The sequence below is a fragment of the Bradyrhizobium sp. USDA 3650 genome, from assembly GCF_054057395.1.
This window is the reverse complement of sequence record NZ_JBSRZG010000001.1, coordinates 7,558,519-7,580,531: the sequence shown is the minus strand read 5'-3', so window position 1 is coordinate 7,580,531 and position 22,013 is coordinate 7,558,519. Positions and strand designations below refer to the sequence as shown.

At 64.1% G+C, this 22,013-nt stretch carries 32 protein-coding genes and 1 pseudogene; 17 read left to right on the top strand and 16 right to left on the bottom strand.

Annotation, left to right across the window (positions count from 1 at the left end; genetic code table 11):
* Positions 1-83: 83 nt before the first annotated feature.
* Both ACVIN2_RS35670 and recA read right to left on the bottom strand, forming a co-directional pair.
* Entirely contained in the window at positions 84-1,073 is a 990-nt protein-coding gene (locus ACVIN2_RS35670; protein ID WP_456769189.1) for a hypothetical protein, read from the bottom strand.
* Between the two features lie 103 nt (positions 1,074-1,176).
* The gene (gene recA, locus ACVIN2_RS35665; RefSeq protein WP_007602214.1) at positions 1,177-2,265 is read right to left on the bottom strand and encodes a recombinase RecA; all 1,089 of its coding nucleotides are present in this window, start codon (positions 2,263-2,265) and stop codon (positions 1,177-1,179) included.
* A 264-nt stretch (positions 2,266-2,529) separates the two neighbouring features.
* Between recA and ACVIN2_RS35660 the strand changes: the two genes are divergently transcribed.
* Positions 2,530-2,697: a hypothetical protein gene (locus ACVIN2_RS35660; protein ID WP_456769188.1), complete on the top strand. Its 168-nt coding sequence runs from the start codon at positions 2,530-2,532 to the stop codon at positions 2,695-2,697.
* 740 nt (positions 2,698-3,437) lie between these two features.
* Here the strand turns inward: ACVIN2_RS35660 and ACVIN2_RS35655 are convergent.
* Entirely contained in the window at positions 3,438-3,695 is a 258-nt protein-coding gene (locus tag ACVIN2_RS35655; RefSeq protein WP_456769187.1) for a DUF2798 domain-containing protein, read from the bottom strand.
* A gap of 261 nt (positions 3,696-3,956) precedes the next feature.
* Here ACVIN2_RS35655 and ACVIN2_RS35650 point away from each other — a divergent pair, with 261 nt between their 5' ends.
* Positions 3,957-4,145 carry a hypothetical protein gene (locus ACVIN2_RS35650; protein ID WP_456769186.1) on the top strand — a complete coding sequence of 63 codons (189 nt, stop codon included), beginning with the start codon at positions 3,957-3,959 and terminating at the stop codon, positions 4,143-4,145.
* A gap of 202 nt (positions 4,146-4,347) precedes the next feature.
* On the top strand, positions 4,348-4,581 hold the full coding sequence (locus tag ACVIN2_RS35645; protein WP_247351877.1) for a DUF6894 family protein: 234 nt from the start codon (positions 4,348-4,350) through the stop codon (positions 4,579-4,581).
* Between the two features lie 9 nt (positions 4,582-4,590).
* On the opposite strand, the gene ACVIN2_RS35640 is transcribed toward ACVIN2_RS35645, so the two are convergent.
* Positions 4,591-4,845: a hypothetical protein gene (locus tag ACVIN2_RS35640; protein ID WP_456769185.1), complete on the bottom strand. Its 255-nt coding sequence runs from the start codon at positions 4,843-4,845 to the stop codon at positions 4,591-4,593.
* A 102-nt stretch (positions 4,846-4,947) separates the two neighbouring features.
* The gene (locus ACVIN2_RS35635) at positions 4,948-5,259 is read right to left on the bottom strand and encodes a hypothetical protein (RefSeq protein WP_026233159.1); all 312 of its coding nucleotides are present in this window, start codon (positions 5,257-5,259) and stop codon (positions 4,948-4,950) included.
* Between the two features lie 360 nt (positions 5,260-5,619).
* Here ACVIN2_RS35635 and ACVIN2_RS35630 point away from each other — a divergent pair, with 360 nt between their 5' ends.
* Complete coding sequence (locus ACVIN2_RS35630) at positions 5,620-6,084, top strand: PaaI family thioesterase (RefSeq protein WP_007612196.1); 465 nt, start codon at positions 5,620-5,622, stop codon at positions 6,082-6,084.
* 106 nt (positions 6,085-6,190) lie between these two features.
* On the opposite strand, the gene ACVIN2_RS35625 is transcribed toward ACVIN2_RS35630, so the two are convergent.
* Positions 6,191-6,484, bottom strand: coding sequence for an HdeA/HdeB family chaperone (locus tag ACVIN2_RS35625; RefSeq protein ID WP_456769184.1), 294 nt, complete (start codon positions 6,482-6,484; stop codon positions 6,191-6,193).
* Positions 6,485-6,664: 180 nt separating this feature from the next.
* On the opposite strand from ACVIN2_RS35625, the gene ACVIN2_RS35620 reads away from it, so the two are divergent.
* A complete protein-coding gene (locus ACVIN2_RS35620; protein ID WP_456769183.1) occupies positions 6,665-6,907 on the top strand; it encodes a PilZ domain-containing protein in 243 nt (80 codons plus the stop codon).
* Positions 6,908-6,953: 46 nt separating this feature from the next.
* Here the strand turns inward: ACVIN2_RS35620 and ACVIN2_RS35615 are convergent, their stop codons facing one another.
* Positions 6,954-8,969, bottom strand: coding sequence for a pyrroloquinoline quinone-dependent dehydrogenase (locus ACVIN2_RS35615; protein ID WP_456769182.1), 2,016 nt, complete (start codon positions 8,967-8,969; stop codon positions 6,954-6,956).
* Between the two features lie 33 nt (positions 8,970-9,002).
* Entirely contained in the window at positions 9,003-9,236 is a 234-nt protein-coding gene (locus ACVIN2_RS35610; protein WP_007602200.1) for a hypothetical protein, read from the bottom strand.
* Positions 9,237-9,418: 182 nt separating this feature from the next.
* Between ACVIN2_RS35610 and ACVIN2_RS35605 the strand changes: the two genes are divergently transcribed.
* Entirely contained in the window at positions 9,419-9,823 is a 405-nt protein-coding gene (locus ACVIN2_RS35605; protein ID WP_456769181.1) for a hypothetical protein, read from the top strand.
* Between the two features lie 110 nt (positions 9,824-9,933).
* Positions 9,934-10,264 (top strand): annotated as a pseudogene (locus tag ACVIN2_RS35600) (hypothetical protein).
* A 71-nt stretch (positions 10,265-10,335) separates the two neighbouring features.
* On the opposite strand, the gene ACVIN2_RS35595 reads toward ACVIN2_RS35600, so the two are convergent.
* Both ACVIN2_RS35595 and ACVIN2_RS35590 read right to left on the bottom strand, forming a co-directional pair.
* Complete coding sequence (locus ACVIN2_RS35595) at positions 10,336-10,803, bottom strand: DUF6691 family protein (protein ID WP_456769180.1); 468 nt, start codon at positions 10,801-10,803, stop codon at positions 10,336-10,338.
* Between the two features lie 5 nt (positions 10,804-10,808).
* Entirely contained in the window at positions 10,809-11,237 is a 429-nt protein-coding gene (locus ACVIN2_RS35590) for a YeeE/YedE family protein (protein ID WP_456769862.1), read from the bottom strand.
* Positions 11,238-11,396: 159 nt separating this feature from the next.
* On the opposite strand from ACVIN2_RS35590, the gene ACVIN2_RS35585 reads away from it, so the two are divergent.
* On the top strand, positions 11,397-12,560 hold the full coding sequence (locus ACVIN2_RS35585) for a GNAT family N-acetyltransferase (protein ID WP_456769179.1): 1,164 nt from the start codon (positions 11,397-11,399) through the stop codon (positions 12,558-12,560).
* A gap of 4 nt (positions 12,561-12,564) precedes the next feature.
* Here the strand turns inward: ACVIN2_RS35585 and ACVIN2_RS35580 are convergent, their stop codons facing one another.
* The 4 genes from ACVIN2_RS35580 to ACVIN2_RS35565 form a co-directional block, all read right to left on the bottom strand.
* Complete coding sequence (locus ACVIN2_RS35580) at positions 12,565-12,771, bottom strand: type II toxin-antitoxin system HicA family toxin (RefSeq protein ID WP_456769178.1); 207 nt, start codon at positions 12,769-12,771, stop codon at positions 12,565-12,567.
* A complete protein-coding gene (locus ACVIN2_RS35575) occupies positions 12,768-12,971 on the bottom strand; it encodes a type II toxin-antitoxin system HicB family antitoxin (protein ID WP_456769177.1) in 204 nt (67 codons plus the stop codon). The genes ACVIN2_RS35580 and ACVIN2_RS35575 overlap by 4 nt, the downstream gene beginning before the upstream one ends.
* 57 nt (positions 12,972-13,028) lie before the next feature.
* Positions 13,029-13,694, bottom strand: coding sequence for a DsbA family oxidoreductase (locus tag ACVIN2_RS35570; protein WP_456769176.1), 666 nt, complete (start codon positions 13,692-13,694; stop codon positions 13,029-13,031).
* Between the two features lie 68 nt (positions 13,695-13,762).
* Positions 13,763-14,584: a helix-turn-helix domain-containing protein gene (locus ACVIN2_RS35565; RefSeq protein WP_456769175.1), complete on the bottom strand. Its 822-nt coding sequence runs from the start codon at positions 14,582-14,584 to the stop codon at positions 13,763-13,765.
* 101 nt (positions 14,585-14,685) lie between these two features.
* On the opposite strand from ACVIN2_RS35565, the gene ACVIN2_RS35560 reads away from it, so the two are divergent.
* Positions 14,686-14,916 (top strand): hypothetical protein, encoded by a 231-nt coding sequence (locus ACVIN2_RS35560; protein ID WP_026233166.1) that lies wholly within the window; start codon positions 14,686-14,688, stop codon positions 14,914-14,916.
* A 38-nt stretch (positions 14,917-14,954) separates the two neighbouring features.
* On the top strand, positions 14,955-15,353 hold the full coding sequence (locus ACVIN2_RS35555) for a hypothetical protein (RefSeq protein WP_018456396.1): 399 nt from the start codon (positions 14,955-14,957) through the stop codon (positions 15,351-15,353).
* A gap of 143 nt (positions 15,354-15,496) precedes the next feature.
* Here ACVIN2_RS35555 and ACVIN2_RS35550 read toward each other — a convergent pair whose 3' ends face one another.
* Positions 15,497-16,057, bottom strand: coding sequence for an SET domain-containing protein (locus ACVIN2_RS35550; protein ID WP_456769861.1), 561 nt, complete (start codon positions 16,055-16,057; stop codon positions 15,497-15,499).
* Between the two features lie 165 nt (positions 16,058-16,222).
* Here ACVIN2_RS35550 and ACVIN2_RS35545 point away from each other — a divergent pair, with 165 nt between their 5' ends.
* A complete protein-coding gene (locus ACVIN2_RS35545; RefSeq protein ID WP_456769174.1) occupies positions 16,223-16,843 on the top strand; it encodes a hypothetical protein in 621 nt (206 codons plus the stop codon).
* Positions 16,844-16,861: 18 nt separating this feature from the next.
* Here the strand turns inward: ACVIN2_RS35545 and ACVIN2_RS35540 are convergent, their stop codons facing one another.
* On the bottom strand, positions 16,862-17,587 hold the full coding sequence (locus ACVIN2_RS35540; protein WP_456769860.1) for a TetR/AcrR family transcriptional regulator: 726 nt from the start codon (positions 17,585-17,587) through the stop codon (positions 16,862-16,864).
* A 106-nt stretch (positions 17,588-17,693) separates the two neighbouring features.
* On the opposite strand from ACVIN2_RS35540, the gene ACVIN2_RS35535 reads away from it, so the two are divergent.
* From ACVIN2_RS35535 to ACVIN2_RS35510, 6 genes are all read left to right on the top strand, one after another.
* On the top strand, positions 17,694-19,091 hold the full coding sequence (locus tag ACVIN2_RS35535; RefSeq protein ID WP_456769173.1) for a carotenoid oxygenase family protein: 1,398 nt from the start codon (positions 17,694-17,696) through the stop codon (positions 19,089-19,091).
* Between the two features lie 38 nt (positions 19,092-19,129).
* Entirely contained in the window at positions 19,130-19,399 is a 270-nt protein-coding gene (locus ACVIN2_RS35530; RefSeq protein ID WP_456769172.1) for a hypothetical protein, read from the top strand.
* A 77-nt stretch (positions 19,400-19,476) separates the two neighbouring features.
* Complete coding sequence (locus ACVIN2_RS35525; RefSeq protein WP_456769171.1) at positions 19,477-20,052, top strand: hypothetical protein; 576 nt, start codon at positions 19,477-19,479, stop codon at positions 20,050-20,052.
* 12 nt (positions 20,053-20,064) lie between these two features.
* The gene (locus ACVIN2_RS35520) at positions 20,065-20,619 is read left to right on the top strand and encodes an inner membrane-spanning protein YciB (RefSeq protein WP_456769170.1); all 555 of its coding nucleotides are present in this window, start codon (positions 20,065-20,067) and stop codon (positions 20,617-20,619) included.
* 107 nt (positions 20,620-20,726) lie between these two features.
* A complete protein-coding gene (locus tag ACVIN2_RS35515; RefSeq protein ID WP_007612254.1) occupies positions 20,727-21,023 on the top strand; it encodes a hypothetical protein in 297 nt (98 codons plus the stop codon).
* Positions 21,024-21,037: 14 nt separating this feature from the next.
* On the top strand, positions 21,038-21,958 hold the full coding sequence (locus tag ACVIN2_RS35510) for an SH3 domain-containing protein (RefSeq protein ID WP_456769169.1): 921 nt from the start codon (positions 21,038-21,040) through the stop codon (positions 21,956-21,958).
* The last annotated feature ends 55 nt before the right edge of the window (positions 21,959-22,013 follow it).

Below are 22,013 nucleotides of genomic sequence, written 5' to 3'. Positions count from 1 at the left end.
GCTCTCAAAGGAGTCCGGCGCGCTGTGTGGCGCCGGCAACGGTCAAATCTGTCGTCGAAACAAGGTGTGTCATGCCAATGACTTCACGATGGCGTCGTCAAAACAGACCCGTAACGCCACAGCCGATCATTGGTCAGATGCGTGCCACCCCACCAGCGGTCGATCGGATTGTGGCGACTGAAATCCTCCTGGTGAGCCAGAACAGCCTCCCCGAACTCGGTCAGTGACAACCGGCTGCGGAGATAGACCTCGTGCCGAGCTCTTAAATTTTCGCGATCGATTGTGCGCAGTTCGTCGCCCAGCCCGGCCACTACGGGCCTGGGGCCGAGCGCGAGCCCCTCGAGCAACGAACCCAACTCAAATTCTCCGAACACATATGTTCGCCGATGCGAGCGCAGGTGAAACAACGAACCCGTGTTCGCAAACCCTCTGGCAAGCATCTCCAAGAACCGCATCTCGGTCGCACCGAGTCCCGTCGAAGGCGACGGGAGTTCTGCCAAGAGATCGAGCAAGGCCGGGCGCAGCATCAGCAATGCACTGAGATCCTGGTAAAGGAGATCGACGCACGCCTCAGGGGTCATTGCGCGGTAGGCCGACCACGCCAACCGGGCAGTCTCGAACTCCTGGGCCCTAACAGGCACGACATGAATGTGCGGCTCGGATGCAGCGAGATCCTCACCGTGTGCTGTCGTCAGCTCGGATGCCACAAGTCGAAGTTTAAGCTTTCCCACCAGCGAGGAGCAGGAGCTGAGGTGGTCCAGCAGGCAGACGAGCTGCAATTGATCCCGGGGAGCTGGGTCGAACCAAAGTTCAACCACGTCATATTGCTCGCAGAAGTCCGCAAGCGACAAGTCTTTGCGATCCTTGATGCTCTTGGGCCACCGGATGCCCCAATCAGACCAATGATCACCCGGCCCGAGATTCGCCGAACGCGGCGCGAAATAGGCTGCGAGCTTCTCGGGCGAGGGCAGCGGTCCCCACTCAAAGTGAAACGAGGACGAGATGACAAGCTCCGCCAACCCGGATCGTGCGAGCTGGCCTCCGGACGAACTGGTCAAGATCAGACGCTTCATCGCACCACCCGGTGCCCCCACGCAAAACGAAACAGGCGCCGAAGACGTCGGCAACTCAACGTCCTCAGCGCCCGCTCCTCGCGAAAAACTCTACTGTTGAAGCTTACTCGTCGCCCGGCTCTTCGCCGTCGGCGTCACGCTCGGGGCTGCCGGCGAGAATCTGCTCGGCGATCAGACCGGAGTTCTGACGGATCGAGGTCTCGATCTTGGCGGTGATGTCCGGGTTGGCCTTCAGGAATGCTTTCGAATTCTCGCGGCCCTGGCCAAGACGCTGGCTGTCATAGGAGAACCATGCGCCGGATTTCTCGACGATGCCGGCCTTGACGCCGAGATCGAGGATCTCGCCCATCTTGGAGACGCCCTCGCCGTACATGATGTCGAATTCAACCTGCTTGAACGGCGGCGCCAGCTTGTTCTTGACGACCTTGACGCGCGTGGTGTTGCCGACCACTTCGTCGCGCTCCTTGATCGCGCCGATGCGGCGGATATCGAGGCGGACGGAGGCATAGAATTTCAGCGCGTTGCCGCCGGTGGTGGTTTCCGGCGAGCCGTACATCACACCGATCTTCATGCGGATCTGGTTGATGAAGATCACCATGGTATTGGACTTGTTGATGGACGCCGTCAGCTTGCGCAGCGCCTGGCTCATCAGGCGGGCCTGCAGACCCGGCAGTGCATCGCCCATCTCGCCCTCGAGCTCGGCCTTCGGCACCAGGGCCGCGACCGAATCGATCACCAGCACGTCGACCGCGCCGGAGCGCACCAGCGTGTCGCAGATTTCCAGCGCCTGCTCGCCGGTGTCCGGCTGCGAGATCAGGAGCTCGTCGATGTTGACGCCCAGCTTGCGCGCATAGACCGGGTCGAGCGCGTGCTCGGCGTCGATGAAGGCGCAGATGCCGCCCTTCTTCTGCCCTTCCGCCACCGTGTGCAGCGCCAGCGTGGTCTTGCCCGAGGATTCCGGCCCGTAGATCTCCACGACGCGCCCCTTCGGCAGGCCGCCGATCCCGAGCGCGATGTCGAGCCCGAGCGAGCCCGAGGAGACCGCCTCGACGTCCATCGAACGGTCGTTCTTGCCGAGCTTCATCACCGAGCCCTTGCCGAACTGCCGCTCGATCTGGGAGAGCGCGGCGGCCAGAGCTTTACTCTTGTCCATGGAAGATCCTTCGACGATACGCAGGGCAGTGGTGGACATTGGGTCGTGCTCCTTATGGCGAGGATTCGCTAGAGGGACAAACGGCTGGCGAGGCGGCGCGGCGATAAAATCAATGTACCCCATTTGTTCTAGGTTCGCAATATGTTCTTTTGCGGATTTGCGCGTTAAATGACGCGCATCAAAGACGGATGCCCCGCGCGCCGTCAGAATTCCGTAATCCTGCGGCACCGAACCTTTTCGCGGTCTGCGGCCTTCTCTTGCATGGGAGTCTTGGACGGGACCGCAACTCTGGGGACCTCAGTCATGACGAACAACACGCATCACGATACGAGCCGGCGCAATCCACTGCTGGAGGCGGCGCAGGAGGAGATGCGCAAGTTCGAGCGCAAGGAAAACGAGTTCCGCAAGAAGGACCGCGAAGAGCGTGCCGCCGAGCTCCGTTTGCCGCTGGACGCGATCAAGGTTCACTAAAGCGGCCACGACGAGGGCTTAGGAGCTGACCGAGCAGGCCTACCGACTCGGCAGGCGGCGGTGTTTGGCGCCGGGACCGCGCTGGCGACGGTGCCCGAGCGACCGCCATTGATCTCACGGAGATCGACACGGGAATGGGGATTCGCAGGGCCTTGGAGGTGAAATCCGAGGCGATAAGGTACCTGAATACTACCACTAACTCATTGATTGAACGACGGAATTTTCCGGCAGGCTACTGTGCATGGGGTTGTTTTCGTGTTTTTTAAAAAGGCGCGCACGGGCCTTTCCACCCCCGGAGCCGTCCCGGCACCCAACATCGCCTACAGCAGAACCAGCAACCCGATGCCGATCACCAGCACTACGAAGCCAGCCGCCGTCGCGGCGGCGAATGACCGCTCTACGTTGTCCATGATGCCACCCCGTTGCCGGTGCGCCACGTTTCCCCCATGGCACCACCGTCGCTGCGGAATCTCGCCTGCGGTTGTGTCCTGAGTTGTGCGAACGGATGTCGAAATTGGGACCGGTGCGGGGCCAGTCTGCGGCCCCCGCGCCCTGGCTTTCGCTGCCACCGTCGGGCCTTGTCAGGCTGTCGTAAGCTGAGCCGGCTAGGGTCGCCTGGCTATGGTGTTGCAGCCCAGCACCTCAGCCTCCAATAACCTTCTCCCCGCTTGGTTCTTCCAAGCGGGGTTTTTTCATGCTGATTTCCTTGCCGATTTCTTTGCCGATTTTCATGCCGATTTTCATGCCGGCCGGCCGGTTTGCGAGCCGGCCTCCTCCTGCGTCAGACGCAGCGAGAAGGCGCGGATCGCCGGCGCCGCGAGCAGCACGATCGGCAGCATCGCCGCCCATGCGATCAGCCACGACACCATCCAGTGCGCGAGGAAGTCCAGCGCGTTCCCTGCGGGAAAGCTGGCGATGCCCGCGGCGACCAGCGAGGTCAGTCCGGACTGGATGATTCCGAACACGAAATGAGAATAGCGGCGGGGAATGCCCAGCATGACGCGCCCATGTTGCTGACCGTCATCGGACCAAGCAAGGCACATGCCGCCGCGTTCCGGAAGGCGCCCTTACCCATCCCAGGAACTCTGTTCATGGCCGGAGAACCACGGAGAGGTCTCGCGCCGCCGCCGGCGGCGGTAGCGCGTGCGTTTGCGGGATAGCCGTGCGCTATCCGGGGCTTACCGACAGATTAGCTTTCCCAGGAATATTATGCCGCCCAGCATGTTCTCAGTGATGGAAGTGAATCGTGGGAGAAGGCCATGAATCACAGGGGCGTCGAGTTCACCGTCGCCAAGACGGCACTTCCCGGCATCTGGCAGTGGCAGTTCCGGATCGGCGAGCAGATCAAGACCGGCCGGACCGAGACCAAGATCGATCTGTTGGCGATCCGGCGGGTGCAGCTGCGCATCGATCGCGAGCTGAAGGCGATCGGGCGCGACACGGCCTGAGCGGCAAGCCTAAACGGCAGGACCGAGATCGGCGGCGGCTGGCGCGCCCCGGCGCGCCGCAGCCGTCATGGCCTATAGGACGCAGCGGCGCCCATGGGGCTATTCCGTAGCCGACCGGAATTGATCTGCCGACGGTTTGGGATTGGACTGCCCGCGATTATGGCCGTGGGGACGGAGCCATCAGGCGCGATCGGTGCGAACCATGCCGCTCTACTTCTTTCGAATCCGGAACGGCCGCTATTCCGGCTGTGCCGACCAGGCGTCGGAATTTGCCGATCGCGATCTGGCCTGGAAGGAGATGACCAGCGTCTGCGCCGACATGGCCGCCGGCATCGCCCGCAAGCTCCAGGAAAATTCCGAATGGCACATGGAGCTGCTGGACGAGGCCAAGGAGCCCGTGTTCCGGATCCGCATCACATCGGAAACCTTCGAATAGGGGCCGGCCCTAATCCGCGCTGGGCAGCCGCCGCATCGTGAATTCGATGTCCCCGCCGGGCAGCTCGCGCCAGGTCTCGACCGCGCTCATATAGCCGGCCTTGGGGTAGCGGGCGAAGAAAGCCTGCGCCCTCTCCCGTGCCGCCGCGCGTGGCAGCGTGAAGGTCTCGCGCAGATAACCGTCGCCGGCCGTCGCGCCGGGTGTGCCGCCCATCTTGCGCCGGCGCGCCATCCGCTCGGCGAGATCTCGCGGACGATCGGCCATGTCCCGCCTCCGTTACGCAATACGCTCTCGCGCAATGTAGGAAGCAGGCCGGCCGAAGTGGAGTCCCGGCCGGAGGCCGGCCGCCTCCGATCGGGCGGAAGGTCAATTGGCAGTCGTGCCGGATTTCTTCTTCGGCGCACCGGTCGCGGCCGACGCCTTTGGCGCCGCCGACGGCTTCGGCGGGTCGGAGCGCATGCCGCCCCAGGGATCGTTGGAGGCCTTGGAATCCGGAATCTTCTTCAGCGTTTCCTTGTAGGCCCTGTCACGCTCCGCTTCCGCAGCCTTCTCCTCGGGTGTCTTGCCAGGCCCCTCCTGCAGCAAATTGAGATTGGGCATCTGCGCATAGGCCGGTCCCGCCAGCACGGTCGGTCCCGCCAGAACAGCCAGCACCGCGGCCATACGGAAAAGCTTCATCATCGACTCCTTGATCATCCATGGCGGCGCGGGTCGCCCGCGCCTTGTCACCCCTGGCACAACCGCAGGGGCCGCTCGGCCCGCTAGAGCCGGTCCGATTTGCACGATTTCGGCGCGTGGAGCCAGTCGTCCCAGATCGGGCCGCACTTGGTGCACCCGTTCAGCAACAGGCCGAGACCGGCCAGACAAAACACGAGGACATACCGACGCAACATCACCCACCCATACCCACTCCGTGGCATCATACCGGGCGAAGTCAGGCATTTTCAAGCCGACGGGACCCGCGGCAGTCCGGGTGACTTTGCCGCGCCGGTCCGCTCGGAATGCCGAACATCCGGCAACACGGAGGAAACGACAGCAATGCCATCGCAGCCAGAAGCCGAGTTCGGCATCACTGAAGCCAGACGCATCCTCGGCGAGGTCTTTGCGCCCTGGGTCCAGGATCTCAACCTGTCGGTCGAGCGCATCGAGCACCTGCCGCCGCCGGACGTGCCGGACTGGCAGCCGGCAGCGCTCCTGCGCATGCCGTTCTCGGAGCGCCTGTGCCGCAACGGCGGCGTGGTCTGCGGCCAGGCGCTGATGGCGCTCGCCGATACCGCCATGGTGATTGCGAACCTCGCCGCCAACCGCGGCTATCGTCCGATGACGACGGTCGACCAGACCACGCATTTCATGCGCGCGGTCTCCTCGTCGGACGTGCTGGCCGACGCCCGCGTGGTGCGACTCGGGCGCACCATGAGCTTTGGCCGGGTCACGCTGCTCTCGGCCACCGACAACAAGCCGGTGGCGATGGTGTCGAGCGCGTTCGCGATGCTGCCGGGGTGAGCATCAAAGAAGAAAGCCGCGTGAGCGCACAGCGCACCGCGGCTCTCGATGGCGTCATGTCGAGACAGGAAGCGCGATCGCGCTTCGCGCCGTCACGCGGGAGAAGTTACTTGCCGAGCACTTCGTCAGCCGCCGTGACGATGCTGACGTTCGGATTTTTTCCGCAATAGCTGCCGAACTGCTTGGCGTTCTCGACGAACACGTCGGTGTCGATGATCGCGTTCTCTTCATCGCCCTTGTACCAGCCATCCATCCAGGTCAGCACCATCTTGATGGTGTCGTCGCCGCTCTCCAGGAACTGCTTGCAGCTCATGGTCGCGAGATCGAGCTTGGTGGCGTGGGCGGGCATGGACGACAGCGAGAGCGCTACGGCGAACAGAAGCGAGAACGTGGTCTTCATCAATATCTCCATCGGCGCGTAGCGCCACAAAGGAACGGCTTGGGGGAAAATCCGCGGAGTGACTTCCGCTTCGACGTCGTAAACGAAATCTGAAGCGCTGTGCAAGTAGCGCCAGTATTGAATTTAGTTCAACGTAATTTCTATGCACTACTTCACAAATATCATTATGGATTAACGCGGATGATCGAGAAGCGTGCAGCGCAGCGTTACCGTGTTTTCAAGGGTGGAACGATCACCTTTGAAAATTGCGGCATCACGTGCACGGTGCGAAACATGTCGGCGAACGGCGCCGCAATCGACCTCGATGCCCTCGTCACAGTGCCGCAATCGTTCACGCTCGCAATCGCGCGCGACAATTTCGTGCGCAAATGCCGCCCCGTCTGGCGCAGCGAGAGGCGCATCGGCGTCGCTTTCGAACAGTAGTGCGCATGATGTGAACGATCGTTCGCATCGCGCGCGCGATGCTGCGTCATGTTCGCGCGATACGACGTCGGCGACGCCAGCGCAGGCTTACAACCACGAGCGCGACAATCGCGAGCGCGATCGCCGATGATGCTGCAAAAAATCGTCCACCGGGACGATCGATGGTACGCGACCATAACGACGGCCCCTCGCCCGGCCGCGCCAGGCGAAACGCAACGACGCTGTCGCCAATCGAGGTGCCTGCCTCGGAGTGGCCGCCGGCGCCGATGGCAACATACTGCTCGCCCTTCCAGAGATAGGTCATCGGATTGGCGACTCCGGGCACCGGCAGCCGGCCTTGCCACAGCTCCCTTCCGCTTCGCGCATCGAAGGCGCGCAAATAGGCGTCCATCGCGCCGGTGAAAACGAGCCCGCCTGCCGTGACCGCGAGCCCGTTGACGAGCGGCGCACCCCATGGCAGCGGCACGCCGAGCGGGGCGAGATCCTCGGTGGTGCCCACCGTCGAACGCCAGAGGATCTTGCCGGCCTTCAGATCGACCGCGACCATCTCGCCCCAGGGCGGCTTGTTGCAAAGAAGCCCGAGCGGCGACATTGCCACCGCACGTGACATCGCAAACGGCGCACCATTCTGCTGGCCGAAATCATGACCGGGCGGAGGCTCGAATCCGGCCGCCTCCGCCCGCGGAATCAGCTTGATGAGATGAACGGCCCGGCTGGTGTTGGCATAAAGGATCTGGTTGACGGGATCGAAGGCCGCACTACCCCAGTTGACGCCGCCGCCGGTGAAGGGAAACTCCAGCGTGCCTTGCGTTGAGGGTGGCGTGTACAGGCCCTCGTTGCGCGCCTCTGCGAACTGCTTCTCGCAAGCTGAGCGACGCAGGCCCGGAACGAGCGAGAGCGCATCCTCAGCCGAGATTTTTTGCGACATCAGCGGTGGCACATGCGTCGGGAATGGCTGCGTGGGCGACAGCCGTTCACCTTTCGCGGCCCCCTGCGGAACGCTGCGCTCCTCGACCGGCCACACCGGCTTGCCGGTGTCGCGATCGAGCACGAAGACAAAGCCCTGCTTGGTCGGCTGGATCACGACATCGCGCTGACCTTCGCCGGTGTCGATGCGCGTGAGCGTCGGCTGCGCCGGCAGATCGTAATCCCAGACGTCGTGATGCACGGTCTGGAATGCCCATACGAGCGCGCCGGTCTCGATGCGCAACGCGACCACCGAATTGGCATGCTCGTTATCGCCAGGCCGCATGCCGCCCCAGAAATCCGGCGACGGCGAGGACGTCGGCAGGAATACCAGTCCGCGCGCCGCGTCGACCGACATCGGCGCCCAGACATTGGCGTGACCGGCTTCGATGCCATCGCGCTTGAGCGGCTCGAAGGTCCAGCGTGGCTGACCGCTGCGCGCGTCGAACGCGCGCACGATTCCGCTCGGTGCGTCGACGCGGCGGTTGTCGCCGATCGCGGAGCCGACCACGATCACACCCCGGCCGACTGCCGGCGGCGAGGTGATCTGGAATTCGCCGGGCCATTCCAGCTTCATGCCTATATCGGGCCTGACCTCACCGCCCTTGCCGAAGTCGGCACAGGGGATTCCCGTCTTCGCATCGAGCGCGATCAGGCGGACATCGTTGGTGCCCATGAAGATGCGCGATCGACATGAGGCATCTACAGGCGCCTCGTCGTCGAGCCAGTAGGTGACGCCGCGGCAGACGTAGCGGTTGGCGGGACGCTGGTTGATCGCGATCTTCGGATCGTAGCGCCATTTCTGCGCGCCCGTGCCGGGATCGAGCGCGATCACCTCGTTGAAAGGCGAGCAGAAGATCAGACTGTCCTCGACGAACAGCGGCGTCGCCTGGAATTTGGTTCGCCGCATCACCCCGGGCGGCCGCGCCGCGAGATCGCCCGTGTGGAATTCGAAGGCCCGAACCAGGTTGCCGACATTGTCGGGCGTGATCTCTCGCAATGGCGAGAAGCGCGAGCCGCCGGGATCGCCACCCCAGCTCTCCCAGGCGATGCCTGGCCGCGACGAAAACAAGAGGAACGTGATGAGAGCTGCCAAATACCGGGGGCAGGTCGCCAGCGCCCGCCTCACCTATTTCGGCTTCTTGGCAGGTTCAGGCGGACGCGCCCCGCTCCACGGATCGTACTTCTCCTTGGATTCCGGAATGCGCTCGAGCGCGGCCTTGTAGGCCTTCTCGTCGACCTTGGGCTTGTTGTCCGCCTTCTGGCCGCCCTCGTTAGGCTGACGCCTGCCGCCGCCCATCTGCGCCTGCGCGGAGGCAACCGCCAGCGCCAGCACCGCGGCCGCTATGACCAAAATCCTCATGGGCGCAATCCCCCTCGTCTGGGGCACAAACTAGCCGGCAATTATGGAATAGCCAATGCTGCGGGCTCCAGGGCCTGAGGAAATCTTGGCTTCGGGAAATGCTGGCTTCAGCAAATCTTGATCGGCCGGGTCTTCGTCGGATCGCATTCGTGCCTATTTTGGCCCGCAGGGGACCTTCACGGATGTTGCGGATCATTGTTCATGCCGCGCTGCTGGCCAGCGCGCTCGCGCTCGGGGCCTGCGGCTTTGCCGACAGCCGCGCACCGGTGCCCGAGTTCATGCGCATGAAGGAGGCCGAGCAGCCGCCGCCCGAAGCGCCCCCCGACGTCAAACGCGTCGTGCGCGAGCAGATCGAATTCGTCTTCCTCAGCACGTCCTATCCGCGTGAGGTGCATGTCGCCACGCCCCATCGTGAGGTGCGGGGACCAGGCTGGACAGCTTGCGTCCGCGCCCAGCTCACCTCGGCGACCGGATCGCCGCTCGGCCCACAGACTTACATCGTGACCATATCAGGCGGAAAGGTGGTCGATCGCCGCCGCGCCGAGGCGGACGATATCTGCGGATCGGAAAGCTACGAGCCGATCTAGGGAACGGATCAAGTCGACAAGCGGTCCGGTTCCGGGAAAAACCTGTAGTTCTGCCGGAACGATCGCCGCCTCCCCTTCTTGTTACCGCCGAGGGCAGTTTCGAGGAGGACATGATGAGGACATTCACGATCGCATTGCTGGCTGGCGTCGGAGCCTTGGCAGCGGTGAGCGGCGCGAAGGCCGCCGACGTCTACACGACCAGCGAATACACCAGCCCCGATCTCGTCCAGCAAGTGCGGCTGGTCTGCGACGATTCCGGCAATTGCTATCGGACCCGCGGCGGTTCGCGCGTGATCGTGCGCGACTCCTACGCGACCATGCCGCGCGACCGTTACTACGAGCGCCGCACCTATCGTGACTGGGACGATGGTCCGCGCGGCGGCGGTCGGCATCCGCGCGCCCGGCGTCAGTGTTGGCGTCGGTGTCGGCGATCGCTGGTAGTCGATGAAGCCATGACAGGCAGGACATGACAGGCAGGACCGGACGAGACAACTCGCCCGGTCCTGTCCATGTCAGGTTTCGAGCGGATCTGCCGGCGTGACGACACGCGTTGCCGACGGAAGCTGCGCGATGAAGCGGGCGAGCACCATGCCAGCACACATCGCGGCGACGAAGATGAATGCGGAGGCGGAACCAAATCCGAGCGCGGTCAACGCCGGGCCTGGACAAAAGCCTACAAGGCCCCAGCCGATACCGAAGATGGCGGGACCGGCGATAATTCTCGGATCGATATCCTTTCGCGTTGGGACATAGAAGCGATCGGCGAAGACAGGCCGCGCCAGTTTCAAGACGCGGCTGAAGCCGATGAAGGTCACCGCGACCGCGCCAGCCATCACGAAAGCGAGGCTTGCATCCCACGTTCCTGCCGGGATGCCGCCAACGTCCAGGAAATTCAGGACCTTTGCCGGGTTCGACATACCTGAGACGATGAGGCCAAGGCCAAAGACCACACCGATCCCGAATTGAATGAGGATTGTCATCGCGGTCAGCTCCAGTGCCGCATCACGAACACGGTCGCCATGCCGGCCGCCATGAAGGTCATGGTCGCGACCAGCGATCGCACCGACAACCGCGACAAGCCACAGACGCCGTGGCCGGAGGTGCAACCGCTACCCCACACCGCGCCAAAGCCGGTGAGCAGTCCCGCGACAATCAGAAGCGGCGTTCCGGCGGCGATCGTTTGCGCCGGCAGGCTTCCGGTGACAAGGCGCACCAGGACGGGCGCGATGACGAGGCCCGCGACGAAGGCGAGCCGGCCGGCGAATTGCCGATCCTCGTAAGGCGGAAACAGCCGCGCCGCGATTCCGCTGACTCCCGCGATTCGCCCCGTCATCCACATCAGCAGCACGGCGGACAGGCCGATCAACGCGCCGCCAAAGAGCGACGCAATCGGCGTAAAAGGTGTGACGACCATGATGATCCTCCGGGTCGAGAGCAATTCTGTCGTATCCATCGGCACATCCGGCGGATGCTCAACGAGACGTTAATATTACCACTCGAATTGAAGCGGCGTCCCAACGGTATTTTCCAATCTTTGCGCTAAGCATGGCCTCCTGAACGGGGACGACGGGACGTGGTCGATATCGCGCACCAGGCTGCGATCAATCCGGCATCGGCAAAGCCTGCCGCGGCGGCGCGCGCGCGTGTCCCGCTTACGGCGATCGAACCCGGCCAGTGGCGCGCACTCGCGCAGCGCGCGATCGAGCCGAACGGATATTACCTGCCGGGCTGGGAGCTCGCTGTCAGTGCAACCGCGCGCGGCCGCACCGATGCCTCGGCGCTTACCGCATACGATGGATCGCGGCTGATCGGGCTTATGCCGGTGATCTCGCTCTGGCGGGCATGGAAGATCCCCCTGCCCGCGCTGGTGAGCGCCCATCCCTACGGCACGCTGTGCAGCCCGCTGATCGACCGCGATGCCCCGATCGAGGCAGCGACGCGCCTGTTGCAGCAGGCCCGCGCAACCGGAGCGCATGCGCTCGTGCTGAACGATGTGGCGCTCGATGGGGCGGCAATGACCGCCCTCAACCAGATTCTGAATCGCGACGGCCTGAAGCCGCGCCTCCTGAGCTCCTACATCCGCGCCAGCCTCGACGCGACCCAGAACGCTGAGACGCTGCTACGCGACGCGCTCGGCACCAAAAAGCTCAAGGAGCTGCGCCGCCAGCGCCATCGTCTCGAAGACCACGGCGCCGTCGTATTCGACGTCGCGCACAGCTCCGACGAGATCGGACCGGCGCTCGAAACATTCCTGCAGCTCGAAGCCAGTGGCTGGAAGGGCAAGCGCGGAACCGCGCTGGTCCAGCATGCCGGCGATGCAACCTTCATCCGCCGCGCCGTTCGCGCGCTGGCAGAAACCGCGCAATGCGAGATCGTCACCCTTCGCGCCGGCGCAACGCCGGTGGCCGCCGGCATCGTACTGCGCCATCAGGATCGCGCTTTCTTCTTCAAGCTCGGTATCGACGAGCGCTTTGCCAGATATTCGCCGGGCGTGCAGCTCACGATCGAGCTCACCCGCCGCCTTTGCGCCGATCCGGCCATCGCCAGCGCGGATTCCACGGCGAGCGCCGATCACCCCATGATCAACCCGATCTGGCGCGGGCGCTTCGCCGTCGGCGACGTGCTGATACCGTTGCGGCGGAACGATCCCATCGTCGCGCTCGTTCATGGAGCGCTCGCGGCGTGTTATGCCGCGCGCAAAGCGATGCGAACCGCGGTGCACTTGATCAGGAGGTGACGGGCTACAAATCCGCGTCAGACAGCTCAGCTATTTTGATGAGATGACGCAGTAATCCGGCCTTCAGCGGCTTGTTGCCGTGAATGGGGACCGAGAGCCGCACGATGCTGCCGGGTTTACCGTAGATGTGGTGACTGCCGCTGATCCGAAGCAAACTCCAGCCGTGACGCTCGACAATTCGTGCGAACTCCCGACCAGAAATTGACTTCACGCAGGCAATTCCAGAATCTGCTCAACGCCGCCCGGTTCGGGTGGCGCGACTTCCACGGATAAGCAGCCCTCGATCGCATCTCGGAGGTTGGCCATCAGCTCATCCATTGTATCGCCTTCGGTGGCACAACCAGGAATCGCCGGGACCTCAGCCCAAAAGCCCCCCTCTTCAGCTTCGTGAACAACTATCTTGATCTTCATGGCGACCTCACAACCTCGATAGTCGCCCAAGCCGAAGACATATTCAACCTCAACAGATTACTCCGCCGCCTGGGCGTTGATCTCCGCCGAGACCTCGCGGATGGCGCGCGCGAGCATGTTGGGATCCTGCGCGCCGGAGACGGCGTATTTTTGCGCGAACACGTAGGTCGGCACGCCGGAGATGCCCTTCTCGGCGGCTTCCTGCGCGTCCGCCGATACGCGGGCGACGTCCTCGTCGGTCGCGAGGCGCTTGCGCATGTCGGCGGCATCGAGGCCGACATCGGCAGCCGCCTGCACCAGCACGTTCAAATCGGTGAGGTCGCCGCCGTCGCGGAAGTAGAGCTCCATCAGGCGCTGCTTCATCTCGGGCGCCTTGCCGATCGCCTCGGCCCAGAGGATCAGGCGGTGGCAGTCGGTGGTGTTGGGCTGACGCGCGACAAGCTCGGGCCGATAGACGAGCCCCTCTTCGCCCGCGGCCGCAACGACGCGTCCCGCAATGCCCTTATAGGCCTCGACCGAGCCGAACTTCTTGGTGAGATACTCCTCCCGGCTGATGCCCTCGGACGGCACCCACGGGTTAAGGAAGAAGGGACGGAAATTGAGCTTGACCGGAACGTCGGGCACCAGCGCCAGCGCACTCTCGATCCGGTGCTTGCCGATATAGCACCAGGGGCATACCACGTCGGAAACGACGTCGATCTGGAGCGGCTTTAGGGTGCTCATGAGCGCCTCCTTCGGGCGTTGCGGGTTCGTGGTCAAAGATAAGCCGAACCCATGCCGAGGCAAGGCCGCTAGCCCATGGCTGCTGCCATTTGTCGGAGCCGCTCGGCAGTGCGCTCGTCGGCCGGGAAGAAGGTTTCCAGAGCCAGCTCCGACAGCGTGATGTCGACGGGCGTGCCAAACACCATGGTGGTGGAGAAGAAACTGAGTATCTCCCCGTCGTGGCGCAGCTTGAAGGGGATCGCGACATTGTCGCTCGACAGCGGCGCCGCGCGCGCCGGGATCGGATAGCTCTTCAGGTCGTTGTACAGCTTGATCAGCTCGGGATCAGCGGTCGCCTCGCATTGCCTGTGCAGCCGCTCCAAAAGATGCCCGCACCATTCCGCGAGATTGACCGTGCGCGGCGCCAGCGCCTCCGGATGGAAGGCGAGCCGCAGCACGTTGAAGGGCTGGCCGAGCAGTCGCTGCGGAATGCCGGCGAGCAGCGGCGCCAGCATGCGATTGGCCGAGACCAGATTCCAGTGCCGGTCATAGGCCAGCGCCGGATTGGGCTCGTGCGCCCTGAGGACGAGGTCGATCGCCTGGCGAGCTGATTTCAATGCGGGATCCTCCAGCGGGCGCTGCGGAAAGGCGGGGGCATAGCCGGCGGCGACCAGCAGCACGTTGCGTTCGCGCAAGGGCACGTCGAGCCGCTCGGCGAGTCTGAGCACCATGTCGCGAGAGGGTGCGGCACGGCCGGTCTCGACGAAGCTCAAATGCCGCGCCGAGATTTCGGCCTCGCCGGCAAGATCGAGCTGGCTCATGCGGCGGCGCTGCCGCCATTCGCGCAAATGGTCGCCGATATGAATCGGTTGGCTGCGTTCGGCCTGTGCCGTGGCTGCATGTGCGTTCATGGTCGAGAACCTACCACGCAGATTTCGGCCCTTCCATTACGTCGGAGGTAATCGAATTGGTCCTCGGGCCGGCGCATCTTGGGTCGCAACAGGAGACGACCATGATCGCACTGCTGCTCTACCGGACCGTCACAGACCAGCTAGTTCCCTGGGCCATGGCGCTCGCAACCCGGATGCTGGCGCGCAGCCTCAACATGCCCGAGCCGCTGGTGCATTCGACCGGCGACTACGTCGTCGCGCAGGTCACGGCCTTCGAGCACAGCGTCGGCAGGAGCCTCTGCCCGTTCCGCCTCGCCCGCCTGCTTCGGGCCTGGTGGCGCGGATTGCACTGAGTTTCACCTCGAGCCCACCCCAACCATGGAGACCCACGATGATCGACGCATCCACCTTCCTTCGCCGCGCGCTTCTTGCCGACGCGATCTTCAGCGGCGTCGCCGCTCTCGGCTTCACGTTCGGCGCCAGCGCGTTCGCCTCGCTGTTCAACCTGCCCGAAGCGCTGCTGCGCGAGACCGGCCTGTTCCTGATCGCCTACACGGCGCTCGTCGGCTGGCTCGCCTCACGCGCCTCCGTGGCAAAGCCGCTCGTGCTGCTGGTCGTCGTCGGCAACGCGGCCTGGACGGTCGGCAGCATTGCGCTGCTGCTCTCGGGCGCGGTGTCGCCGAACCTTGCCGGCGAGCTCATGGTCGTGGCACAGGCGATCGCGACCGGCGTGTTTGCCGAACTGCAATATGTGGGATTGCGCAGGAGCGGGAGTGTGCTGGCTGCCTGAGGCCACATCACTCGCTGTCGTCGCCCGGCTTGACCGAGCGACCCAGTATTCCAGAGGCAGTCGTCGCATACGGAAAGGCCCCGGCGTACTGGATGCCCCGCTTTCGCGGGGCATGACAGTTGTGCCGGAAGCTCGAACTTAGGCTACGCCCGCGCGCGGCCGTTCGCCTTGCCAACAGCGACGCCGTTGAGCTTCTTCTTTTTGGCGGCCTTCGCCCCCGCCTTCTGCGCTTTGCCCTCCGTGCGCGCCTTCACCTTGGCGCGTTCGGCCCGCGCCTCGGCGCGCAGTTTCTTGCGCTTCCTCTCGCAAGATTCGCACTTGCAGCCGATCGGCTTCAGGTAGGCTTTGAAATAATCGGTGCCGTAGTCGTAATTGATCTCGTCGCCCGGCTCGATGTTCTTGATGGCGCGGATGAAGACCTTGCGCTCGCGCGGCCGGACGTCGGATTCGGCGTTGGGCCGGCACGAATGGTTGATGTAGCGCGCGAGGTTCTTGCGCACCGAGCCGTCGATGGTCCAGCGGCCGTTGAGCTCGAACAGGTATTTGTTCTCGATGTCGTCGTGCGCGGGAATCCGGGAGTCCAGGATCGGTCCGTAATAACGGATGATCCGGGTGCCCTTCTTGATGGGCTTGGTGGCGAAGAGGCCGAGCCCGGTTTTCGAGCGGCCGACGCGATAAGGTTTGTTGGACGAGGTGGCTGGCATGATCACGAAAAACGAGGACGCGAACGAGGCTGAAAGAGCCCAAGCGAAGCCGCTCTTCTAGAACGATTCCGCGCCGCTGTCAGGTGTCTGTCGAGCCTGTTTGAACCTTGCCCACAATCAAGACGTCTGACGGTACGGAGTTCCCGCTCGATCAAAGGCATCGTCATGTTCCGCATCACCACCGCAACCTTGGCCATATTGCTCCTGGCCATGTTGCTGATCTGCAGCGGTCTCGACCGCGCCGACGCCCAATCCGTGGGCAGCCAATATAGCTCGACGGCCTCGAAGGATTGCCGCCAGATCGGCAAGCCCAGCGAGCTCGACGGCAGCACCACGCGGGTCTGCAAGGGCAAGGATGGCCTCGTGGTCCTGATCGCCGAGGATGATCTTCGTGAGGTCGTCTCCGTCGGCCGCAATCGCAAGGCCGCGGCCGAGGAACCGGCGGCAAAAGTCTGGTTCGCTCCGTTCAACTCGTCCGACACCACCGTCGAATGGCGGACCGCGGGGGCCAAGCCGTTTGCGATGATCCAGCGCTGGCACATCGCCGATGGCACCGATCCCGACAAGCAGGGGCGGCCGAACACCAAGGCCATGCTCATCGTGACGCGGCTGCCACCCGGCCCCGTCTGCCACGTCGCCTATGTCGATGCGATCGCCAACCGGAACGCCAATGAGCTGGCGCGCAAGGCGGCAGACGAGTTCGCCCGCAGCTTTACCTGCGGCAAGGACGAGGTGAAGATCATCGGCGCGCGCGGCCGCGCCGTCGAACTCGCGACGATGCGGTAGGCGCTCGCTGGCAATCAATCAGGGACCCGGCAACTTCCCCGTCACCGGCGACATCAGCATCGCCTCGAGCAGGCGTTCGGGAGTCGTGCCCTCAGGCAGGCGCCCCAGAATATCCTCCAGCCGCCCATCGAGCAGCAGCATGGTAAAACCGTGCACCATCGACCAGGCACGCGCGATCGCGGCGCCCTGATTGAGCGTCAGCGCGTCGCCGCTGATCTGCTCCTGCCGCATCATGCCGACGGCATTGGCGAGCCCGGCGAAGGACGCCTCGGCGGCCTCGTGCAGCGACGGCCTGGAATAGTCCAGGCGCTCGGTGCGGAACATGATGCCGTACATGCCGGGATGAGCCTGGGCGTAGGCGACATAGGCTTTCGGCCGCGCCAGCGCGCGCTCGAGCGGGGTGGTGGCGCTGTCAGAGGACGAGGCCATCGCCGCATTGAACTGGCGGAAGCCGACCGCCGCGAGCTCACTGAGAAGCCCGGTGAGGTCGCCGAAATGATGGGTGGGCGCGGCATGCGAGACCCCCGCCTCGCGCGCCACCGCACGCAAAGTCAGGCCGGCGAGCCCGTCACGCTCCAGCACCCGTTCGGCGGCCTGGAGCAGCGCCTCGCGCAGGGCGCCGTGATGATAGGGCGCCTCGGACTTGACGCTCGCCGGGCGTCGCGCGGAACGCGCCAGCGCACTCGCCTTCTTTGGGGCGCGCGCGCCGCGCGCGGTTTCTGTCCTGATTTCGCTCTTGCCCATCGGCCAGCTATAGGACGCCATATTGACAGTGTAAAGATTTCCCTTGACCAAGCCTCCTCGCACGGCTATTTAATCTTTACGATGTAAAGATTAGGAGAGATGCCCCGTGCAGCAGGACGCCGTTGCCGAACGCCGCCACAACCTCGGCCCGATCCCGTTCGAGGCCGACGCGCCCTTCCTGAAAATCATCGGTGAATTGCCGCGCGACCTGAACGGCACGCTCTATCGCAACGGCCCCAATCCGCAATTCGAGTCGCCCGGCGCGCACTGGTTCGTCGGCGACGGCATGCTGCACGCCTTTCACCTCGAGAACGGGCGCGCCAGCTATCGCAACCGCTGGATTCGTACGCCGAAATGGCTGGCCGAGCACGATGCCGGCCGCGCGCAGTTCGGCGGCTTCGGCCGCAAGCTGCCGGATGCGCCGGCGAACCTGACTGATGGCGGCGTTGCGAATACCAACATCATCTTCCATGCCGGTAAGCTGCTTGCGCTGGAGGAAGCGCATCTCCCGACCGAGATCGAACCGGGCACGCTCGCAACGCGCGGCTATCACAATTATCACGGCCGCGTCGCCGGCAGCTTCACGGCGCATCCCAAGATCGATCCCGTCACGGGCGAGCTGGTGTTCTTCGGCTACAACGCCGCGGGACCGCTGACGCCCACCCTCTCCTACGGCTCGATCGATGCGTCCGGCAAGGCGACGCGCTTCGAACGCTTCGAGGCGCCCTATGCCAGCATGGTGCACGACTTCATCGTCACCGAGAACCACGTGCTGTTTCCGATCCTGCCCCTCACCGGCAGCATGGAGCGGGCGATGACCGGACGGCCTCCCTACGCCTGGGAGCCGGACAAGGGCGCCTATGTCGGCGTGATCAAGCGCAAGGGCAGCGCGAAGGACATCGTCTGGTTTCGCGCTGAAGCCTGCTATGTCTTCCACGTCATGAATGCGTGGGAGGACGGCAATCAGATCATCGCCGACGTCATGCAATTCGAGGAAGCACCACTATTTACGCATCCCGACGGCACGCCCACCAATCCCGAGAAATCGTTTGCGCGTCATTGCCGCTGGACCTTCGATCTCTCGGGAAATACAGACCGCTTCCAGCAGACCTATCTCGATGATCTCACCGGCGAATTCCCGCGCATCGACGACCGCCGCGCCGGATTGAGGAGCCGTCACGGCTGGTACGCCTGCGCCAATCCGAAGCTGCCGATGTTCGGCGCGCTCTCCGGCGTCGTCCATGTCGACGGCAATGGAAAGCGCCTCGGCCAGTATCTGCTGCCGGCCGGCGACACCATTTCCGAACCGGTCTTCGTCGAGCGGTCGAAAGATGCGGCGGAAGGCGATGGCTGGCTGCTGGCGGTGGTCTGGCGCGCGCGGGAGAACCGCAGCGACCTCGCCGTGTTCAACGCCGGAGATGTCGAGGCCGGCCCCGTCGCGCTGGTGCAGCTCGGCCATCGCGTGCCCGACGGTTTTCACGGCAATTGGGTCGGCGCGCGCTAGCTCCTCTCGACATCGCTGATGTCACCAAAAGGTCTCTCATGCATATGCCCTCGATCGCCGCGGACCGCCTCGCCGTCCTGATCTTGTTCCTGATCTGCGCCGGGATCACGCTCCAGATGATTCGGCCGCGGCGGAGCGGCCTAACCGTCTTCAACGGCGGTATCCTGCTCGCCTTCGTCCTCTCGACCGCCTGTGCGTTACCTGTGCTGTCGCACCTGCCCTGGGCCGGCTTCATCGACGAAATGGCAGACCAAGCCGTTGCAGCAATTCAAGTTTTGGAAGTCGCTTACGTCATTTTGACACTGTAAAGATTTTGCTTGACCCCGGCTCGCTCCTGACCTATTGATCTTTACATCGTAAAGATATGACCTGATCGAGGCGAACCATGGCGATTTTCCTGATCCTCGCGCCCTACGGCGCCTTCACTTTCCTGATGCTGATAACCTCGGCCACGATCAGCGTCTTCGTAGCCTCGGCAATCTGTCTCGCGACCGTCGCGATCGATGTCATGCGCGGCCGCTCGGTGAAGATCCTGGCTATGGGCTCGGCGTTGCTGTTCGCCGCAATCGGCCTCCACCTCGCGCTGTTCGACCCAGCGCTCGGCACACTCGGTGTCAAGCTGTCGGTCGACATCGGCATCTTCGTCATCTCGCTCGGCTCGATGCTGGTCCGCCGTCCCTTCACGCTGCAATACGCGCTCGAATCCGTGCCGGCCGAGATCGCGGCAATGCCCGGCTTCCACTATGCCAACTACGTCATCACCGGCGCATGGACCGCGGCTGCACTGCTGATGGCGGCCGCCAATCTCCTGCTGCTCTATGTCCCCGGCCTGCCGCTCTGGTCGAGCCTTGCGGTCGCCTTCGCCGCCCGCAACAGCGCGATCTATTTCACAAAATGGTATCCCGAATATCGCCAGATCAAGTACGGTACACCGCCCGACGCACTGTCCAACGCTCGCTGAACAGGATCGACGATGAAGGACGTATTCGCCCGCCTCGCCTCCGACTTCCTCTCCGCCATCGTCTTCCTGGTCATCTATCTCATCACCGACAACGTCGTGCTGGCAACGTCGTTGGCGATCGCCGGCGCGATCGCACAAGTGATCTACGCGCGGGTCAAGGGGCAGCAGCTGAGCTTCATGACCTATGCGAGTCTGGGACTCGTCATCGTGCTCGGCGCGGTCACGCTGCTCACACATGATCCCCGCTTCATGCTGGCAAAGCCGGCGATCGCGCATTTCGCGATCGGCGTCATCATGCTCAAGCGCGGCTGGATGCTGCGCTATATGCCGCCGATCGTCACCGAGACCGTTCCTGAATATGTAACTGCCGCGGGTTATGCCTGGGCCGTGTTGATGTTCGTGATCGGGGCGGGCACGATCGCAGTCGCCTCGACCGGCGATCTGAAGCTGTGGGCGTTCTATATCTCCGTCGTCGCGGGCGGTGCCAAGATCCTCGCCTTCGCCGTGCAATATGTCGTTCTGCGGCTCATCGTCACCAGCCGCCGGCGCGCCGCCGCCCGCGCCTGATTGCCGCTCACGCGACGTTGGTCAGCCGCCATGAGTTGCGCTATACGCTCGCCCCAGGACTGGCTGCGGATCGTCGCGGCCTGCCTGGATCTGTTCGGGAGACGGGAATGGCGGTAGACGGCAACTGGAATCTGACCATGACGACGCCGATGGGCGAGCGTCAGGCAACGCTTACGCTCCTGAGCTCCGGCGGAACGCTGACGGGCACGCAGGGCGCCGAAGGTCAAACCACCGAGATCTTCGACGGCACCGTCAGCGGCGATGCGGTCAACTGGAAGGTCTCGATCACCAATCCGATGCCGTTGACGCTCGAATTCATCGGAACCGTCTCCGGCGACAGCATGAGCGGGGAGATGGGCATCGGCCCGATGGGCAGCTTCCCGTTCACCGGCACGCGCGCCTAAGCCGCGCGGCAACCGTGCGCGCGCTCGCTCTCATCGCGGCGACGATCCTGTGTGTCGCGACCCAAGCGGCGCGCGCGGACGATGCCGAACCGGCGTGGCGCGCAAGCGCGCTCGCCATGCTACCGGCAGGCTATGTCGCCGGCACGGCCTATCGAACCGAAGGTTCGACGGGCTACATCGCCGTCTATCCGGCCTCCTCGAACGATCCGAAGTCACCTGCAAGCGTGTTCGTCGCGCGCCAGGCTCTCGTGGTCGCGCTGACGCCGGATGCAGCGCGCGCAGTCTCGGCCGAATTGAAGCCACGTAGCGGGCCGGATCCTGACAACGACGACACTGATTTCGCAAAGCTGCACGCCGATCTCGCCGCCAAGCGCTCAACGCTTCCCGACGGCACCGAGCCCTGCGATTTCGGCGCCTGGTCCGTCGACAAGGATCCCGATGGCCTCAACGTGCGTGCCGAGCCATCGATCAAGGCGCGTGTGCTCGGAACGCTTCCGCCGCCCTACCGGCTCAAGCTCGGCGGCAGCGAGAACACGCCCGATGGCGGCTGGCTCACCGAATTCCGCATCATCGGCTTCAAGAGCGGCTGGTTTCTGATCGAAGGCGCCAAGCCGCCGGGCAAGGACTACGAGGACGACAAGAAATATCCGCGCAGCGCGCCAAAGCCCTATGCCGGACGCGGCTGGGTCGCCTCCAACAAGGTCGGCGCGTCCTACGCCAATGGCGCGACACGCATGGGCGGCCTGTTCCAGGCGCCCTTCGTCGATGCGAGATGGATGCCGGCCCAGCGCGAGCTCGGCGGTCCGATCGACACCGACGGTGGGCCGAAGCACATCTTTGCTTGCAGCGGCCTCTGGGGCCTTGTCGAGAGCCAGGACGGCGTTCGCGGCTGGTGGCGCGGACTGTGCTCCAACCAGGTCACGAATTGTAGCTGAGTGAGTCTTGTGTCCCGGACGCGATGCAGCGCGAAGCGGTGCGTCGCAGAGCCGG

Bases quoted from the DNA above. Each gene is read 5' to 3' on its own strand.
- ACVIN2_RS35670 (WP_456769189.1), bottom strand. From the start codon at position 1,073: ATGAAGCGTCTGATCTTGACCAGTTCGTCCGGAGGCCAGCTCGCACGA.
- recA (WP_007602214.1), bottom strand. From the start codon at position 2,265: ATGTCCACCACTGCCCTGCGTATCGTCGAAGGATCTTCCATGGACAAG.
- ACVIN2_RS35660 (WP_456769188.1), top strand. From the start codon at position 2,530: ATGACGAACAACACGCATCACGATACGAGCCGGCGCAATCCACTGCTG.
- ACVIN2_RS35655 (WP_456769187.1), bottom strand. From the start codon at position 3,695: ATGCTGGGCATTCCCCGCCGCTATTCTCATTTCGTGTTCGGAATCATC.
- ACVIN2_RS35650 (WP_456769186.1), top strand. From the start codon at position 3,957: ATGAATCACAGGGGCGTCGAGTTCACCGTCGCCAAGACGGCACTTCCC.
- ACVIN2_RS35645 (WP_247351877.1), top strand. From the start codon at position 4,348: ATGCCGCTCTACTTCTTTCGAATCCGGAACGGCCGCTATTCCGGCTGT.
- ACVIN2_RS35640 (WP_456769185.1), bottom strand. From the start codon at position 4,845: ATGGCCGATCGTCCGCGAGATCTCGCCGAGCGGATGGCGCGCCGGCGC.
- ACVIN2_RS35635 (WP_026233159.1), bottom strand. From the start codon at position 5,259: ATGAAGCTTTTCCGTATGGCCGCGGTGCTGGCTGTTCTGGCGGGACCG.
- ACVIN2_RS35630 (WP_007612196.1), top strand. From the start codon at position 5,620: ATGCCATCGCAGCCAGAAGCCGAGTTCGGCATCACTGAAGCCAGACGC.
- ACVIN2_RS35625 (WP_456769184.1), bottom strand. From the start codon at position 6,484: ATGAAGACCACGTTCTCGCTTCTGTTCGCCGTAGCGCTCTCGCTGTCG.
- ACVIN2_RS35620 (WP_456769183.1), top strand. From the start codon at position 6,665: ATGATCGAGAAGCGTGCAGCGCAGCGTTACCGTGTTTTCAAGGGTGGA.
- ACVIN2_RS35610 (WP_007602200.1), bottom strand. From the start codon at position 9,236: ATGAGGATTTTGGTCATAGCGGCCGCGGTGCTGGCGCTGGCGGTTGCC.
- ACVIN2_RS35605 (WP_456769181.1), top strand. From the start codon at position 9,419: ATGTTGCGGATCATTGTTCATGCCGCGCTGCTGGCCAGCGCGCTCGCG.
- ACVIN2_RS35595 (WP_456769180.1), bottom strand. From the start codon at position 10,803: ATGACAATCCTCATTCAATTCGGGATCGGTGTGGTCTTTGGCCTTGGC.
- ACVIN2_RS35590 (WP_456769862.1), bottom strand. From the start codon at position 11,237: ATGGTCGTCACACCTTTTACGCCGATTGCGTCGCTCTTTGGCGGCGCG.
- ACVIN2_RS35575 (WP_456769177.1), bottom strand. From the start codon at position 12,971: ATGAAGATCAAGATAGTTGTTCACGAAGCTGAAGAGGGGGGCTTTTGG.
- ACVIN2_RS35570 (WP_456769176.1), bottom strand. From the start codon at position 13,694: ATGAGCACCCTAAAGCCGCTCCAGATCGACGTCGTTTCCGACGTGGTA.
- ACVIN2_RS35565 (WP_456769175.1), bottom strand. From the start codon at position 14,584: ATGAACGCACATGCAGCCACGGCACAGGCCGAACGCAGCCAACCGATT.
- ACVIN2_RS35560 (WP_026233166.1), top strand. From the start codon at position 14,686: ATGATCGCACTGCTGCTCTACCGGACCGTCACAGACCAGCTAGTTCCC.
- ACVIN2_RS35555 (WP_018456396.1), top strand. From the start codon at position 14,955: ATGATCGACGCATCCACCTTCCTTCGCCGCGCGCTTCTTGCCGACGCG.
- ACVIN2_RS35550 (WP_456769861.1), bottom strand. From the start codon at position 16,057: ATGCCAGCCACCTCGTCCAACAAACCTTATCGCGTCGGCCGCTCGAAA.
- ACVIN2_RS35545 (WP_456769174.1), top strand. From the start codon at position 16,223: ATGTTCCGCATCACCACCGCAACCTTGGCCATATTGCTCCTGGCCATG.
- ACVIN2_RS35540 (WP_456769860.1), bottom strand. From the start codon at position 17,587: ATGGGCAAGAGCGAAATCAGGACAGAAACCGCGCGCGGCGCGCGCGCC.
- ACVIN2_RS35530 (WP_456769172.1), top strand. From the start codon at position 19,130: ATGCATATGCCCTCGATCGCCGCGGACCGCCTCGCCGTCCTGATCTTG.
- ACVIN2_RS35525 (WP_456769171.1), top strand. From the start codon at position 19,477: ATGGCGATTTTCCTGATCCTCGCGCCCTACGGCGCCTTCACTTTCCTG.
- ACVIN2_RS35520 (WP_456769170.1), top strand. From the start codon at position 20,065: ATGAAGGACGTATTCGCCCGCCTCGCCTCCGACTTCCTCTCCGCCATC.
- ACVIN2_RS35515 (WP_007612254.1), top strand. From the start codon at position 20,727: ATGGCGGTAGACGGCAACTGGAATCTGACCATGACGACGCCGATGGGC.